Source organism: Demequina sp. (assembly GCF_049841215.1).
In the GTDB taxonomy this organism is placed as follows: Bacteria; Actinomycetota; Actinomycetes; order Actinomycetales; family Demequinaceae; genus Demequina.
In genome coordinates this window covers 132,001-146,962 of the sequence record NZ_JASGEO010000014.1, presented here as the reverse complement: position 1 = coordinate 146,962, position 14,962 = coordinate 132,001, and the positions used below count along the sequence as shown (strand labels likewise).

The following is a 14,962-nucleotide window of genomic DNA, read 5'->3' as shown; positions in this document are numbered from 1 at the left end:
GGGCGGCGCACGGCGCTTAGGGTACAGTTGGTCGCCGCGGCTGACGCCGCGAAGGGCCCATAGCTCAGGCGGTTAGAGCGCTTCGCTGATAACGAAGAGGTCGGAGGTTCAAGTCCTCCTGGGCCCACTGCGCTTCGGTAAAGATGCGGTGAGGTGATTCGCATGAAGAAGGCGTTGCTGATCGCCGCAGGCGTTGCCGCGGTGGTGGTGATTGTGGCTGTGCTGTCCTCTCCCCAAGACCGCGATCTCTGGGACACTGTCCTCGACGACATCTAGCCGAACGCACGGGGCCTTAGCTCAATTGGTAGAGCGCCTGCTTTGCAAGCAGGAGGTCAGGGGTTCGAGTCTTATCTTGGGGTCGCGCAACATGATGCCTGCTAGATGCCTCGTTTATTGTCGTCCACTTTGAGACCACGAGGACGCACCGTCTTCATCTGGGTCAGTTTGCGCAACCGCGCCTCCCTTTCGCGTCGGCGCGTACACGCCGGTTCAACGCGTAAAGCATGGGCATAGCCCTGCTGGCGGTTCGTGACCGAAGGCGCGACCTCGGCTTCGACATGCGAGGATCCCAGTAGTTGACATCTCCTTTGTGCCCCGAGGCGTCGACGCGGAAGCATCGGGAGCCAGAAGTGCGTGTACGTGGCGGACAACCCCCAGCGATGCGTGCACCCCAAGCCGACCGGCCGAGGGGACTACTACGCCCACAAGACGTGCCAGAACGGACTCGCCAGATGATCGAGTCCGGGGTTTGGGAGTCAGCCACTTTTGCAGAGCAGTCTGCGGTGAGCGCGACGGTTTCGCTTGGGGGCCACCTTCCCGGAGTTCAAGCGGATCCGAGTATCGATGCGATGCCCCTCAAGGCGCGTCTATACGAGGTAGCCCAGGTCCTAAGGCGGACATTTGCGGCCGATGAGATGTGGGAGGCCACGGTGGGGGGCAATGATGTCGTCCGATCCTCGGCAGCGATCGCCGTCGGATGCGATACGCGGGTGAGTCCACGTCGACGGCTGGCGTTGATGGCGCCTTTCGCGGACGATCATCATTTTGGTGTGCGGGAGTGGGCGTGGATCGGCCTCCGGGACAACCTGGGGCTCCGACTCGAGAGCCTGGTCAGCGACCTCGAAGTGATTGCTCAAGCGCCTTCGCCGAGGATCCGGCGGTTCGCGGTTGAGATCACGCGACCGGTCGGGGTGTGGTGTCGCCACATGCCGTTTGACCCGCGCCTGTCGCGGTTCTCCCGCCTGCCCGAGATTCTGTACACCGACGGCGCTCGCTACGTCCAGGACTCCGTCGGCAACTGGATGAATGACATGAGCCGCACCCACCCCGACTGGGTTCGCTCCACCTGCGAGCGCTGGGACGAGGTGGCCGTTTCCTTCCCAAGCGTGGAACGCATCACTCGGCTCAGTCGGCGGCGCCTGGATCGCCGCGTTGCCCCCGCCACGCAGACGCGGCGTGACGAGTGATCTCAGCGCGCAGGGCCTCAAGTTCTTCGATCGGGGACTGTGTTCCAGCGAGGTAGGCATCGGTTCGAGTGAAGACCTCGTTGAAGAGCAACTGTCCAGTCGACGGGTCTACCCATGAAGCCGCAAGGTACGCCACGACATGATCGCCCTGCCGGGCGATCGGAACTTGAATAAGCGGGTCGGCAATTCCCATCGCACGCAGCGCCGAGCACACCTCGGCAATGCCGGAGGTCTTTAGGCGGCGTCCAGCGACAAGGCGCTCTAGACCGCCACCGATGTCGACAAGTACTCGCACCGCCATCAGGTCGTCAAGACCGAGACGTAGCCACCGTCCCGCAGTCGGCCCGGAGTCGCCCGCGCACTCGCGCCGCAGGACGACAAGACGTCGTAGCCGCGCATGGTCGACGTGCGCCAAACCCAGAATCTCGGCAGCCTCGCCGGGAAAGAACTCGGGCCCGCCTCCACTTGCCAGCATGCGCGAGCGCGGAGATTTCTTACCGCGTCCGTGGAAATGGCGATCCATAAACTCTAGAATAGGAGTAGGACCTAATACGGATTTTGGAGGTGCCATGGCCACCGCGATCGAGACCTCGCTCGAGGCGAGCCCACCCGTCGAAGTTCGTCGGCGTCGGGTTGTCGTGTGCGGCAGTTTTCGCAGAGACCCGGCTGGCCTTAGCGCTGCTGTCGCGGGTCTGGAAGAGCACTTCGACGTCCTATCTCCACGTGGCACCGACTTCATCAACCCCGGAGCAGAATTCGTTCGCCTTCCCGGCGAGGAACTCGCGCCTGCGTGGGAGATCGAGCGCGCACACCTCGATGCAATTGAGCAAGCCGACTTCGTTTGGCTTTTTGCACCAGACGGCTACGTGGGCCGCAGTGCTGCGCTTGAGGTTGGACATGCAAATGCCGTGGGAGTACCGGTCTTCACCGACGCGGTTATCACAGACGAGGTTCTTCGTGGCTGCGTCCACATCGTTGCGGCTCCCGGTTCAATCGATCGCGCCGCGCTGCGCGACAAGGGCGCGTCCGGCCGCGGGGTCGGCCGATTGCAGCGGTACTACGCGGAGACGGCGCACCGCCGTGGCTGGGACTCCGAAGGGCCGGACCAGACGCTCCTTCTGATGTTGGAGGAAGTCGGGGAACTGTCTCGCGCGATGCGCAAGGGCGGCTCAACACCGTCTGCGACGGCGCGGCGTGAGATCGGCTTTGAACTCGCGGACGTGCAGTTGTACTTGGTGCACCTCGCCAACGCGTTAGGTCTCGATCTCGCGGATGCCGTGAGCGCCAAGGAACGTATCAACGCGAAGCGCTTCCCTGAGGTGAAGTAGCGCTGTGGCACCTGGGGGAACCGAATCGGGTCTGAGCCTGCGGGAGTTGGCCGATGAGCGCAGGCGCCTCCAGGAGTCAGTCCGCCCGCATCGGGAATCGGTCAACGCGTTCGCGACGGCGCAAGGTTTTGGGCGCCCATCCGAGGAGTCACCCAGGCATCCGAACGGCCTCCCCCCAGTCCTGCCTCCGCGGGACGGACCCGTCAAGGGTGTGACGACGGGTGCAACCTGCTTCGAATCACTTGCTTCTGTGTTCGACAAGGAAACCGCCGGAGCCCTCGACCTCCCAACTCAGGAAGACACTGATCGACTGTCGGCGTTCTGCGACTGGGTTCTCCCCGACGCACCGAAGTGGAAGAGCGAAGGCGCCGCGCGTCGCTACTGCATCGTGCGCGCGGCAGCGCCGATCTTGCGGCTTCGTCCTGCCAGCGCCGAGACGCCTCTACGCGACGCGATCGAGACTGTCTGGTCGTACGTGAGCGGCGATAGCGCAAAGCCAGGTAGCGGTGATGCGATCTATGAGGTTTCGCCGCCGAGCAAGAGCACCAAGTCGGAAGACCGCTGGGGTAACGATCTCGATCGGAGATACCCCGCCAACGCGTTCCTCACCTACTACGCGCTGGCATCACTCTTTCGCCTTCATGGTGACAAGTTCCCGGACTCCTACGCCGAGCGTGTCTCGCGCACGCGTTTGTGGCTCTCAAGCGCGTTGTCGTTTGAGACTTCCCAGGCGGCGGAGTCGGCACCCGATACTGACCCCCAGCAACTCGCTTGGGCCGTCAGCGGTCTCGTCGCTAGCGACGTGAAGCCCCTCTCGGACCGTTCCGATCTCCGTGCGCTCCGCCGGGTGGAGACAGGGCTCGACAGGTTCTTCTCGATGCAGCGAAGTGACGGCACATGGTCAACGGGCCGGCCCCTGTTCCACTACCCCAAAGCCGGAAACGCCTACTGCTACATATATGAGACTCTCGCAGAACTGCTTGGCCTTGCTCTGGACCCGGACGCGAAGTATGCCGATGAGATGCGATCTCTCCTTCGCCCGTACTTGGGTCATCTGTTGGCGGCAGACGCGTACCTTGAGCGGACGGCGAGGCAACTGGGGGAAGGCGCGGTTGGATGGTCTTCGGGCCATCACCCCCACCGAACGGCACCCGAGAGTTGGGCCACGGCCACGGCGTTCCGCTTCCGTCAACACCTGCGGCAGATCGTCTCGGCCGAAACCGTACGCCAGTCAAAGTCGGGGCTGCATGCGCGCACTCCGCGCGCGGATGCCAGCATGACCGACGCCCGATGGCGGACGTGGGGTCCTTACACCCCCTCGCTCGGCGAGACATTGCAGACCAACCTCGTTGATCCGATCTCGGCGATGACCCGAAATCGACACGACCCGGATCTCCCCTCGATCCCGGCTAGGGACTCGTGGCGTTCCGCGATGCTCTTTGGACCGCCTGGCACTGGCAAAACTTCGCTCGCTGAAGCCGTGGCCCATGCGTTGGGTTGGGACTTTGTCGAGATCACGCCCGCGGACTTCGTGAAAGAAGGCATCGACCGCGTGTCGGCTAGAGCCGACGAGGTCTTCGACGCGCTCATGGAACTCGATGAATGCGTCGTTCTGCTTGACGAACTTGATGAGTTGATACACACCCGTGCGAACGGCAACGGGCAACCGGGTAACGGATCGACGTCGGTGGAGGGCGAAGCAATCAGCCGTTGGTTCACTACGACGATGCTTCCGCGCTTGTCGCGATTGTGGAATTCTCGGCGAGTGGTGTTCTTCGCAAATACCAATGGCATCGACACCGTGGATCCGGCCATACGTAGGCGTCAGCGTTTCGATGCGCTGTTGTTCGTCGGGACACCGGACCTAGAGTCCAAGCGGGCATGGCTGTCACCAGATGTGGTGTCGCAGGTGCCAGACGCGGACCAAATTCGTCACCTCCTCGAGGACCTGAAGGTCGCGAGCGTTGATGCGCGCTGGGCCTGGCTTCCGTTCGTTGGCTACGAGAACAAGGACGCACTCGCGAAGGCGGCCACGGTCGATGAGGCGCTCAGCATTCTTAAGGAAGTAGGTTCCACGGCCGCTGGCGAGTGGACCACGACGGCCCTGTCCGACAATCACGACGACGCGCTCCAGAACGCGGTTGCGTGGCTCCACACTCAAACCAGTTTCGTGCGCCCTCGCGCGCAAGTTGAGCCCGCGCGGCCGACAGAGACAGAGGACGACTCTGAGGAGGGAACGGCCGGTGGCCGACCTCAGTAGCGACTCCGAAGTGTTGGTCCTAGTAGGGCGGATCTCGGCGGGCAAGACGACGCTTGCCAATGCCCTCACGATGGAACCCGTGCTGGCCCGCCGAATTTCCGCCCGCGAGTGTCTCCTCGCGGGTGTGCCTGAGAGCGAAGTTTCGCGGGGCGATCTCCAAAGGCTTGGTGTCGAAGTCGACACCCGAACTGAAGGCATGTGGTTGTTTGATCACGCATCGAGCCTCATGGACGGCCCGGGCCGTTACGTGATCGATGCGGCGCGGACGGAACGGCAAGCACGTCCGTTCCTCGAGCAATTCGCCTCCAGTCGCCTGTTGTTCGTTGACGCACCGGAAGCACTTCGCCGCGCGCGCTACGAGCAGTCCGCTGGACAAGGGGGCCTGCGACACACTCCTGACACCCACGCGGTATTCTCTCATCCGATCGAGCGAGGCGTGGTCGCGCTCGCGGAATTCGCTGATGCGGTTGTGAACACGGGAGTTCTCGGACCGGAAGAGACGGCCGCCGTAGCCCGAGAGTTGATGGGCTGGGGCTAGCGACAGATGCGTGATCGCTGTGTGTGTGAACCCTGGGGCGGCTAGCAGTCCAGTGTGCGCGGTTGAGCGAGGGTCGACACCGCCGAGTGGGCGACGTAGGCGCCATCTGCGCGATGTCACCCCGCCACGGCGCCTTGCTCGTAGATGTCCACGCGCAGAAGGTTGCGCACATGGTCCGAAGCGCTCGGAGACTTATGCCGATCGAAGGTGTCGGCGATGTAGTCCCGGTTGTAGACGCGAATCAGTTCCGTGCTTGCGGCCCTGGACCCTTCGATCTCCACGCCGGTTCCATATGAGTGGTCAGCGAGCGCTCGGCCAATTGACGTCTTGCCGGATCCATTCGGCCTGAACACGAAGTTCAGTTCGCGCACCGGTCCGGAGACCAGCGGATCGCAAAGTTGCACCCTTCCGGCTATGGTCAACGATTTGATCATGGCTGCCCCCGTCAATCGCGACGCAAATGCGAGCACCCTAGCGCCGCACGCCCCACGCCGCCCTAGCGTCCGACTGTGACATGCACCCTCGCAGATCTCGAGGGATGCTTCGGGCGCATGCATGACGTTGAGAGTGATGCCTTACGTCGAGTGGCGCGGGGCCTGGACCTGTGACGCACCGACGCACCGACGAGCCGACCCGGGGACGGTCTCAAAGCATGACTACCTCACCCGCGAGGTCTTCGCTAACCAAGGTGAGCGATCCAAGAACCTACCGATCCGATTCGTTGCGCGCTGTCGGCGAACCCAGCCGCGGGGCTCGTGGTTAGCGGTGATCGAGCGGGCAGAAGGGAGGGTTGTGAGGGGATCGGGTGGGGCGCAACTTCTTGCTCGTCAATGACCTGAGGTTCGCCGGGCTGCGAAGATGTCTGCCGTCTCGACTGTTAACCGGAACCGAGCGGACTTGCGCTTCGACAGGTCGAAGCCACGAGGCGACTGACTACGTTTCGAGTGGCAGCGCCTGGCGGGGGCCGCTATTACTTGGTTGTGCGGGCAAGGCGTTCGCACAACTTACAAAGGAGTGAGCGCGTGAACAGAACCTCTCGATCAGCCGTAGCGCTGCTGGTCCTCGGCATCGCCTTCGCGATGTCGCCACCTGCGTCGGCAGCACCACCCGTCGGGTGCATAAATTCTGCCTACAAGCCGATTCGATCAGGGATGACCACGATCACGTATGGCAAGTCGAAGCAGACCTGCCCCACGGGCTACAGCCTCGTGGCCGCATACCAGGAGTCTCGCCAACAGGAGCAGTTCGTAACCTGGCTCTGGCGGGGGAGTTGGGAAGGCCAGCCCAGCAATCTGAACACTAACACCGTCACCCAGGAGTATGACTGCGAGGGTCATGGCGTAGACAATTGGCGCACCAAAGGCCAGGGCTACGACAACTGGGACCGCTGGACGTACAGCACCTCAGGTAGCGTGGGCACATCCTGCTAGCGATAGGCTGATGCACCAGGCTGCTTTGGAGCCATGTTGCGCGGTACCAGAGCAGCCTGGTGTGAAACCTTCGGGCGTAGTCGGCAGTGCCAAAGGAGGCAACGGTGTCGGTGTTGGGGCGCGTGGCGGTCGGATCGTTTGCCACGCTCGCATTTTGCGCGATAGTTGTCGGTTGTGCAGGTGACGCGGGACAGGCTGACGCCATTACGTCATGGTCTGGTGTGGAACTCAACGCGTACCAGCAGGAACTCGCTGCAGATGGTCGCGTGTCTTCCGCGGAATTAGCCGCAGCCTTCGAACATGCCGCCGAGTGTGCGCGCGCCGAGGGGTGGCAAGTTACCGTGCAGGACTCAAGTGACGGCGGATTCACTCTCGCTGCATCCGCGCCAAAGGAAGACGCAGAACGAGTGATGGCGAAGGTCGACACGTGCCAGGACCAGTGGGTTGGCCCCCTAGACCAAGTGTTCCAAGCGTCAAACTTGCCACAAGGGGCCGAGCGCGAGGCCGAGTTCGCCGCATGGCAGGAGTGCATGCGCTCCAACGGCGCAGAAACAGAAGGCGTTGTTCTTGGTATGGAGCAGCCCCAGACCATCGCGCAACTAGAGTCACTCAACGGCCCATATCCGGAGTGGCAGATCTCGTGGGCCGATTGCGTTGACAAGTACTACTTTGTTTTGTGGCCAGACGCTGCGGGTAACGCGGACTAGCAATGCCCGCACATCGGTTTCGACGGGCGGCAGTCGGCGTCCTTGTCGCGATAGGCATCGTTGCCCCCGCGGTCGTCGCAGTGCTCGTGGCGAACTATGCTTCGAGCGAGATCTTGACCGGACAAGTAGATGATCGCACGCTCACAATGGGTGTTGAGACGCAGCAGGTAGAGATATCGAGCCCGGTGAGCGTGACGGTGGCTTCGACAGAGCAGATTGCCCCTGCGCCCCTTCTCACCGGGGGTGTGGTCACAGCAGTACTTGTGAAGCCAGGTGACGCCGTACTTAGCGGCGACAAGGTCTTCGCGATCGATGGAGTTGTGCGGTTCGCGTACATTCCTTCGAGCGGTGCCGTCCTATACCGGATCCTGTGCAATGGCGATCAGGGTCCGGATGTCTCGGTACTCCAGACTCTCCTCAGAGAGCGTGGCCTCTCGGGCGTTGAAGTTGATGGCAAGTTTGGCCCACGGACAGAGCGCGCAGTCGTGAACCTAAATCGCGCACTCGGGTCGAAAGACCCTTCACGATGCTTTGACCCGACGGTCGCCGTCCCCATTCCCAGCCAAGGCGCTACGGTCGACGCCGTGCTTGTCAGGCCAGGAACGGTCGCATCGACGGCCGCTGAGTGGGCCGTGTGGGTGCCAGAGGTTGAGAGTGTGAATGTTGAGCCGACTCGGACCGTTTCCTTGCCAGACGGACGATACTCGCTCGCGGTGAACGGTACTGACTATGGTGCGACGGTCATGGCCGGTGAAATTCTCGTCGACGAGCCGCAAGCCTTTGCAGGCATAGTTGACGAAGCCGGTGCGGCAATCACTGGCAATATTATGCTCGCTTCGCCAGTGTCAGCCCAGGTTTTTCCGGCGTCTGCGATTGTGGTCGCTCGAGACGGCTCACTTTGTGTGGCGATAACCCAGGACGGCGGAGCGACTATCGACTTCGTGACCGTTGAGCCTCTGCCAGTTGGCTTCGGGGAGAACGTGGCAGCAAGCCCGAGACCTGAACTTGAGGGCCGCGATGTCGTGCTTGGTATTGGTGGCCTCAAGGGTGAGACGTCGTGTCACTAGAAGTGGATGCCGTTTGGTTTCGATACCGAGCGGGTTCGCAGTACGTGCTCAAGGGTGCAAGTCTCACGGTCAAGTCCGGTGAGTCATGTGCCATTATGGCGCCGTCGGGCGAAGGCAAGTCGACGCTCCTTTCGATCGCGGGCGCTCTGTTGGTTCCCGAACGCGGTCGCGTGTCGCACGGCCCGGGGAGCAATGCCCGCGACCAGGTAACGTGGATCTTCCAGGGACCATCTGTGCTCGTGCGGCGCACAGCACTAGACAACGTCACCCTCCCGCTGGTCGCGAGAGGCGCCTCACACACGGATGCGCGTGGCCCCGCGCGCGAAGCGCTGACCCGGGTTGGTCTTGAAATGGATGTCGATCGACCAGTGCGGCAGTTGTCGGGTGGACAGGCGCAACGAGTGGCAATCGCCCGTGCATTGGTGACGTCGCCCGCCGTTGTTTTGGCCGATGAACCCACCGCGAGTCTCGACTTCGAAACTGGACGGAGCGTCTGTGCTGCATTGCTGGAGACGATGGCCGGCTCTGCGATCTTGATCGCCACTCACGATGTTCGCATTGCACGCATGGCTGATCGCTTGGTGCGGCTTGAGAACGGCGTCATTGTTGAGGCGGCGACATGAGAATGCGAGCGGCATGGACCGAGGCCGTGGCGAACCTTCGCCGCCAACCGCCGGTGATTTCGCTGACCATGTGTGGCGTCGCAACCGCGGTCGCGTTCACCACAGCAGCGACGGCCTACACGGCGTCTACGCTGGCGGAAGCCGAGTTGGCGGCGGGTGGCTCCGTGGTCGTGGTGAGTGCGACCAGCAGCGAGGGACTCAACATGCGTGAGTGCGAGAGGATGGCGAGGCTCCCCTTTGTAACGGCTGTCGGCGGACCATACCTTGACAGTGGTGTCTCGGCTATCACGGTTGTCAGCGGCGTGCCGATTGCAGTGGTCGCTGTATCACCCGGTGCGCTCGCGGTCTGGGATGGCCAAAGTCACGGTGACCCGGTGGTCGGTTACGACCTCGCGTCGACTCTCGGTATGGAATCCGGAGCGAGCGTCGGGATTCGCGTCGGCAGCGACGTGCTGGCCGTCGGCAGCGTGCTGCCGAGCACCGTGCCGGTCTCATCATTGCAGTCGGCGATAGTGATCCCGTTGATCTTGGATGAGCCCCTCTCCGAGTGCTGGATTGCGCATGAGCCGGGAGCGCAAGACGCGGTTGTGTCAGCAGCGTCGGCCACATTTGCCGCCAGTCCGAGCGCAGTCGGTCCTTACGTGCGCACTAACGCAGGAAGTCTGACCGCAACGGAGTACTGGCTTCGTTTCGTCTCGTTTCGACCGTGGTTGCTCGGTGCGGCGGCAGTTGGAGCGGTGACGGCCGCGACGGCAGTCTTTCGACGTCGCGAGGTGGGTGTCTACCGAATCAGCGGCACCAAGCGTCGCAGCGTCGCGCTGATCTTTGGGCTCGAGTACATTGCACCGCTTGTCTTCGTGCTCCCGGTTGGATACTCATGGGGCGTTGCATTGTGCGCGGTTGCAGCCGGGCCGAACCTCGATGCGTCGGCAGTGCTCGTCGCGGCGGCCTACGTCGCAGCGCTCGGAGGGCTGTTCGTTCCCTTGGCAACGCTCATAGCGGTGCTTGTGTCGCGATCGAACGCATTCGCCGCACTACGCGACACCTGACTGCCGGTTACGTTTCGTCAGCCGGGCACGGCCGCGCCGGCCTCCAGACCGCACCCGCGAGAGGTGCTGGTAGGCAGTTATGTGCCCGCCCGTGGACATCGAAGGTCGACGCGGCGTCGCGGGGGGAGGAGGACGGCAAAGAGATTCGCGGTCCACGGCTATACTCATGCGGTGCGCGTGGCGCCCGAAATGTGCGCACGGGGCGGTAGTTCAACGGTAGAACGGGGCCTTTGCAAGGCTCTAATCAGGGTTCGATTCCCTGTCGCTCCACTCACAAGCGGTACTCCGAACGCCTGCGACGACCTTGGCGGCAGATCGCGAGAGATCTACGAGCGTGGGACGCATTGCTGATCACGTCGGCGAGGAACGAAACCGCCGCGCGTCGACGCAACTACGTCCGGTCCGGAGCGGGAGCCCTCTTCACGGGCTTCCTTCCCGTTGTCTTTTCGAACCCATCTTCTGTGCTGCAACGCTTGATGAGGTACTTCACATAGCCTCGGGTATAGCGGTAGGTTCCGGTGGGCTCGTCGTACTCGCACCAGTCTGGATTTGTGACGTGCGGGTTCGTGGAGCCGGACTCGGGTCGCACCTTGAGACGCTTCCACGCGTCCGTGAAGTGGTGTTGCCTGAACTCGAACTCAATGCCCGCCTGCACTTCAGCGGCAGCGCGGCGGCCGGCATGAGGCGGCCCGCGCCGGAGACGGGCTGCTTTCGTGTCCGCACAACCACGCGGCCCGTGCGGCCCAGGCCTTCGATGACGAGACGCTCGTCCTCGGTGAGATCTTCGAAGCGTGTGAACTGGAAGGCGACGGTGTTGGGGCCCTTCTCCGCAGTGTCTAGAGTGGCTCGCAGACGAAACTCATAGCGCGGATCACTGCGAACTTTCTTCTCGAGTCCCGACTCGTATTCCGTGACGAAGCCGGCGATATCTGGGGGCAGAGTCGCTTTGACCTCCCGCAGTGCCTCTTCGCCGCGCACGCTGAACGCGCCTATGAAAACGGGCATTCGCAGTCGGTGCGCCAAGGTCCGATCGTGGCCAAACTCGTGGGTGAGTTCTTCCTCGAAGTTCAGGAGCAGCGCGTGCGCGTGGCCTGCAAGCGAGAGCGTCAGCGGAGCATCCGAACGTGCATGGCGATGTTCCAGTCGGTTCCGAAGGCGTATGAAGAGCGAAAGGTTTGCTCGCACGGGGTCGTTAACGTCTGGCCACCGTGCGCTCATACAGCGGTCGAGTTCCCAACGCTTGGGTTCGCCGTCTACGCGGAGCAGACGTCGCTTGTGCTGTGGATCCCAGTATCGAAAGTCTTCGCCGTCTCGAATCAACTCTGCGTGCAGAAGATACAGCCACGCTAAGTGCATGTGGATGGCGAACCCCTCAAACGACCGCACCTCGGCGGGATCATTGAAGAGCCTGACGGCAAGGCACGCTTCATCGACAGCCGCATCCAGCGTGGCCTGCCATCTCGGGGGGCGACCCATGCTTCCGAAGGTAGCCCTCGACTCTCGAAGCGAGGGTCGTTGTGTCTGGCGTGCCCGACTATTGGTCGACAGATCTTCGCCCGCCTGAGCGCTCAGCCGGGCGCACGGCGCACCGCCCGCGCCGTTAGGTTGCGATCTCTTGAGCCGGAGAGAGAGCGGACTTCTCTGCGCGTTCCCCCGCGCTGTAGCGGCGCTCGACGACTTCGGAAGGCACGATCTCGACAACGTTCGGGTTGTCATCCGAAACCCGTAGGTAGAAGTCATCGCCACCGGCGAAGTGCAGTTGCCGCGCCACCTGGGCAGGCAGGCGGAACTGGAGGTTGCTGCTCAGCCGCACTGGCCCATGAAGGCTCGCCACAGAGGAATTGTAGTCAGATGTTTTACTTTTTTTAAGTCCCGCGTAGAATGGTAGCAAGCGCTGACCCGAGCCCCATGGCTCGGTTAGGCGCTTCCCGCCCCCGGCCTTCGGGTCGGGGGCCCCTTTCTTTCACCGCAGCACGATTCCGGGCGCGGCACGCTGCGCGTGCTTGTTGACGGCGGTGTGGGTTGCGGGCCCCAGCGCCTCCCACGTCGTTGACGGACACACTTGGGCGACGCTCCCACCTGGTGGAACTACCGAGCGAAACCCTGCATACGCAACCAGGTCAGCGATCTGGATTAGGTATGACTGGTGTGAGTGGCGCGCAACGGGATCGTCTACGAGAAGTCGCGCAGGGTTGCGGACGCTACCGCCACCGTTCATGAGCCCCGCCGTCAAGTGACGGCGCGCGCGGCGGGTCCATCGCCGAACGGCATCGTTGTCGCCATCGTCGTGGATCAACATGAATGTTGCATTCTCGTAGTGGCTTGTGCGCTCCAGCCGTTGCATTAATCCTTCCCAAGCGAGGTCAAAACACCCAGAAGGCGTGAGGTCACGATCGCGCTTGTCGACGACCACTGCGAATGCTCGAGCCGGCAACGTCGACAGCATGTCGAGATGTGCCCTGTAGATCAGCCCGCGTTGCGCCGGAGCGAGGCCCAGCGCTCGTAGGTCGCCAGACCCGCGGGTCAGATATTGCGCTTTGATCTCGGACCGCATCGGCAATCCGAAGTCGTCGCGAAGTCGCCGCCTGAAGGCCAGCAACTCATCGAACGCCCCTGGCCAACGATCTGCGTCAACTAGGACGCAGCCCAGCGCGTAAGTCAGTGAGCCGCCCGCGGCGGGCGCGCCGGTGTTGCCAGATTCGTCCACGTACGCAAGCAGCATGGACTAATGGTTCCAACCACCCGGAGGACTGCGCTGTCGCGACACACCGCTTTTGCGACACGCCGCGCTCGGTCAGCGAGTGCCAATGCTGATGCTCATGTCCACGAGAGCACTACTCGTGTAGGTCGGGCACGCCCGGACCGGACACAGGCGTGCCCGCTTCCGAAGACGCGGTGCCTACGATGCTGCGAGGCAACCTCCCAAGGTGGTCGACACCGCTTGCCCGCAACGCTGTCCACAGATCGTCATCCATCCAGTCGATGGCCCCTGCCCGATGTGCCTCCACGACGGCCCGGCCTACGGGGGAACCGTGCCTTAACCACAGGCATTCGGTCACTTCGCCATCCGCACTCAGTGCGACGTATGCGGGACCGAGAGGCGAGCCGAAGTTGCCTTCGTGTTCCCTCTCTATGGTGACCGCTCCACTTAGGAACACGTGGAACTCAAGGCTCGCGTCATGCGAAAAGTCCCAGGTCACTACGACCTCGAAGTCGGACCGGATCGAGACTTGGGGCTGCGTCTCCGAGACTTGCGGAGCGTCAAGATCGCCCGACCTAGTGTCCACGTGGGGGCGCAATCTCAAGGTCCTCAAGCCTTAGCACTGCGGGGTGCCTAGGCCTGCATCGGGGTCGAGCCCGTGCACGTGGGTGCCGTTGGCGTTTTGCACGTTCACAGTTTCGACGGCGATGTGGGGGTTGCTACTCGTCATCACGGCGTGGCCTCCTCCCGATGGCGATGAACTCCTGGATGTCGACTACCTCTGCATCGGTGAGCCCGATGCGCGGGTCGCAGGACACGGTGAGCACCTCAGCGTTGTCGACCCACGCCGCACCTAGCACTTCGCTATCGGGACGGCCCGGTCGGCATATCCACGAGTCGATCTCGTCGTCCAGCCACACCACGCGGTAGCCGGCCTTGTGGGAGCCCTTGACCGCTGCGGCCTTCCACCAGTCCGCGTCCGCAGGCTGTGCCGCGCTGGCCACGTGTGGCCAGCCTGTGCCGATACCCACCTCGCGGCCAAAGGCTTCAGGGGCTGCAGCCTCCCATGTGGTGCACCACATCATCTCAACGCCTGGCAAGGCGGCGATCTCACGCAGAGCATCGACAACGGAGGTGCTGTACGTGACCCACACCCTGATCCCGTGTGACCGGATGTAGACCTGCCTGCGCCGCCAGGACTTCTCCGACCAGTCGGATAGGTCCGGTCGGTCGACATTGAGGACGCCGTCGATGTCGACGAAGACGCGAGTGCGGGTGGTGGATGCTTCGACCACTACACGCCCTCAGGCCGCTCAACGTAGCCTTCCGTCTTCGCCCGCTCAACCTCCGGCGGCATCTCGCCGAGCAGCACTAGCCGTGTGACAGGGCGCTGGCGCCACCAGTAGTCGGTTGTATCCGCGAACCCACCTGGCACCCGGTATTCGTAGACATGGACAGCGCCGACCCTGATCACCCACGGCTCAGCGTCGTCGTCTTTGAAGGTTGCCTTCATCGGGTCGGGCTCGCCCGAGAGATCAAGACCATACGACGTGATCTTCGTAACGCGGTGCCAGGAGTTGTCTCCTTCTGTCGTCAGGGATCTGCCAAGGCCCGTCGCTCGCATGACCTCCAGCCCTCGTTCGTCGGTGGCGCGCAGGTAGTAGACCGTGCTGGATGTCGACTCGATCCTCAAGATGAACGGGTCGCGCTGGGCGTTGATGTCGAAGCGTTCGAGGCCGGCCCCGCTCTGACTGTGGTCATTCATGGAGCCATGGTGGCGTCAAGACATGGCA

General features: G+C 62.9%; 16 protein-coding genes and 2 tRNA genes. 11 read left to right on the top strand and 7 right to left on the bottom strand.

The features are described 5' to 3' along the window. Nucleotides 1-53 precede the first annotated feature (53 nt). Together QM618_RS08505 and QM618_RS08500 are read left to right on the top strand one after the other, a co-directional pair. Nucleotides 54-127: transfer RNA gene (locus QM618_RS08505), tRNA-Ile, on the top strand. 922 nt (nucleotides 128-1,049) lie between these two features. Further along, nucleotides 1,050-1,466, top strand: coding sequence for a hypothetical protein (locus QM618_RS08500; RefSeq protein WP_428097006.1), 417 nt, complete (start codon nucleotides 1,050-1,052; stop codon nucleotides 1,464-1,466). On the opposite strand, the gene QM618_RS08495 is transcribed toward QM618_RS08500, so the two are convergent. Then, nucleotides 1,405-1,989 (bottom strand): hypothetical protein, encoded by a 585-nt coding sequence (locus QM618_RS08495; protein WP_428097003.1) that lies wholly within the window; start codon nucleotides 1,987-1,989, stop codon nucleotides 1,405-1,407. The two genes, QM618_RS08500 and QM618_RS08495, sit on opposite strands and share 62 nt — an antisense overlap. Before the next feature lie 46 nt (nucleotides 1,990-2,035). Between QM618_RS08495 and QM618_RS08490 the strand changes: the two genes are divergently transcribed. The 3 genes from QM618_RS08490 (at nucleotide 2,036) to QM618_RS08480 (ending at nucleotide 5,592) form a co-directional block, all read left to right on the top strand. Further along, nucleotides 2,036-2,794: a MazG nucleotide pyrophosphohydrolase domain-containing protein gene (locus tag QM618_RS08490; RefSeq protein ID WP_428097000.1), complete on the top strand. Its 759-nt coding sequence runs from the start codon at nucleotides 2,036-2,038 to the stop codon at nucleotides 2,792-2,794. A 250-nt stretch (nucleotides 2,795-3,044) separates the two neighbouring features. Beyond that, the gene (locus QM618_RS08485) at nucleotides 3,045-5,054 is read left to right on the top strand and encodes an ATP-binding protein (RefSeq protein WP_428096995.1); all 2,010 of its coding nucleotides are present in this window, start codon (nucleotides 3,045-3,047) and stop codon (nucleotides 5,052-5,054) included. After that, nucleotides 5,038-5,592, top strand: coding sequence for an AAA family ATPase (locus QM618_RS08480; RefSeq protein ID WP_428096991.1), 555 nt, complete (start codon nucleotides 5,038-5,040; stop codon nucleotides 5,590-5,592). The genes QM618_RS08485 and QM618_RS08480 overlap by 17 nt, the downstream gene beginning before the upstream one ends. A 116-nt stretch (nucleotides 5,593-5,708) precedes the next feature. Here the strand turns inward: QM618_RS08480 and QM618_RS08475 are convergent, their stop codons facing one another. Continuing rightward, nucleotides 5,709-6,026 (bottom strand): hypothetical protein, encoded by a 318-nt coding sequence (locus QM618_RS08475; RefSeq protein ID WP_428096985.1) that lies wholly within the window; start codon nucleotides 6,024-6,026, stop codon nucleotides 5,709-5,711. A 588-nt stretch (nucleotides 6,027-6,614) separates the two neighbouring features. On the opposite strand from QM618_RS08475, the gene QM618_RS08470 reads away from it, so the two are divergent. The 6 genes from QM618_RS08470 to QM618_RS08445 all read left to right on the top strand — a co-directional run bounded on the left by QM618_RS08470 (nucleotide 6,615) and on the right by QM618_RS08445 (nucleotide 10,738). Continuing rightward, nucleotides 6,615-7,022 (top strand): hypothetical protein, encoded by a 408-nt coding sequence (locus tag QM618_RS08470; RefSeq protein ID WP_428096982.1) that lies wholly within the window; start codon nucleotides 6,615-6,617, stop codon nucleotides 7,020-7,022. A gap of 221 nt (nucleotides 7,023-7,243) precedes the next feature. Further along, the gene (locus tag QM618_RS08465; protein ID WP_428096979.1) at nucleotides 7,244-7,729 is read left to right on the top strand and encodes a hypothetical protein; all 486 of its coding nucleotides are present in this window, start codon (nucleotides 7,244-7,246) and stop codon (nucleotides 7,727-7,729) included. A gap of 2 nt (nucleotides 7,730-7,731) precedes the next feature. Further along, the gene (locus QM618_RS08460) at nucleotides 7,732-8,796 is read left to right on the top strand and encodes a peptidoglycan-binding domain-containing protein (protein ID WP_428096976.1); all 1,065 of its coding nucleotides are present in this window, start codon (nucleotides 7,732-7,734) and stop codon (nucleotides 8,794-8,796) included. Continuing rightward, the gene (locus QM618_RS08455) at nucleotides 8,787-9,419 is read left to right on the top strand and encodes an ABC transporter ATP-binding protein (protein WP_428096971.1); all 633 of its coding nucleotides are present in this window, start codon (nucleotides 8,787-8,789) and stop codon (nucleotides 9,417-9,419) included. The genes QM618_RS08460 and QM618_RS08455 overlap by 10 nt, the downstream gene beginning before the upstream one ends. Continuing rightward, the gene (locus QM618_RS08450; protein ID WP_428096968.1) at nucleotides 9,416-10,468 is read left to right on the top strand and encodes a hypothetical protein; all 1,053 of its coding nucleotides are present in this window, start codon (nucleotides 9,416-9,418) and stop codon (nucleotides 10,466-10,468) included. The genes QM618_RS08455 and QM618_RS08450 overlap by 4 nt, the downstream gene beginning before the upstream one ends. Nucleotides 10,469-10,667: 199 nt before the next feature. Beyond that, nucleotides 10,668-10,738, top strand: a tRNA-Ala gene (locus tag QM618_RS08445). A 216-nt stretch (nucleotides 10,739-10,954) separates the two neighbouring features. Here QM618_RS08445 and QM618_RS08440 read toward each other — a convergent pair. The 5 genes from QM618_RS08440 to QM618_RS08420 form a co-directional block, all read right to left on the bottom strand. Beyond that, complete coding sequence (locus tag QM618_RS08440) at nucleotides 10,955-11,944, bottom strand: DUF3644 domain-containing protein (RefSeq protein ID WP_428096964.1); 990 nt, start codon at nucleotides 11,942-11,944, stop codon at nucleotides 10,955-10,957. A gap of 124 nt (nucleotides 11,945-12,068) precedes the next feature. After that, entirely contained in the window at nucleotides 12,069-12,302 is a 234-nt protein-coding gene (locus QM618_RS08435; RefSeq protein WP_428096962.1) for an AbrB/MazE/SpoVT family DNA-binding domain-containing protein, read from the bottom strand. Between the two features lie 129 nt (nucleotides 12,303-12,431). After that, the gene (locus tag QM618_RS08430) at nucleotides 12,432-13,190 is read right to left on the bottom strand and encodes a DUF3800 domain-containing protein (RefSeq protein WP_428096957.1); all 759 of its coding nucleotides are present in this window, start codon (nucleotides 13,188-13,190) and stop codon (nucleotides 12,432-12,434) included. A 698-nt stretch (nucleotides 13,191-13,888) separates the two neighbouring features. Then, a complete protein-coding gene (locus tag QM618_RS08425) occupies nucleotides 13,889-14,464 on the bottom strand; it encodes a hypothetical protein (RefSeq protein WP_428096954.1) in 576 nt (191 codons plus the stop codon). Continuing rightward, entirely contained in the window at nucleotides 14,464-14,934 is a 471-nt protein-coding gene (locus tag QM618_RS08420) for a hypothetical protein (RefSeq protein ID WP_428096951.1), read from the bottom strand. The genes QM618_RS08425 and QM618_RS08420 overlap by 1 nt, the downstream gene beginning before the upstream one ends. Between the last annotated feature and the right edge of the window lie 28 nt (nucleotides 14,935-14,962).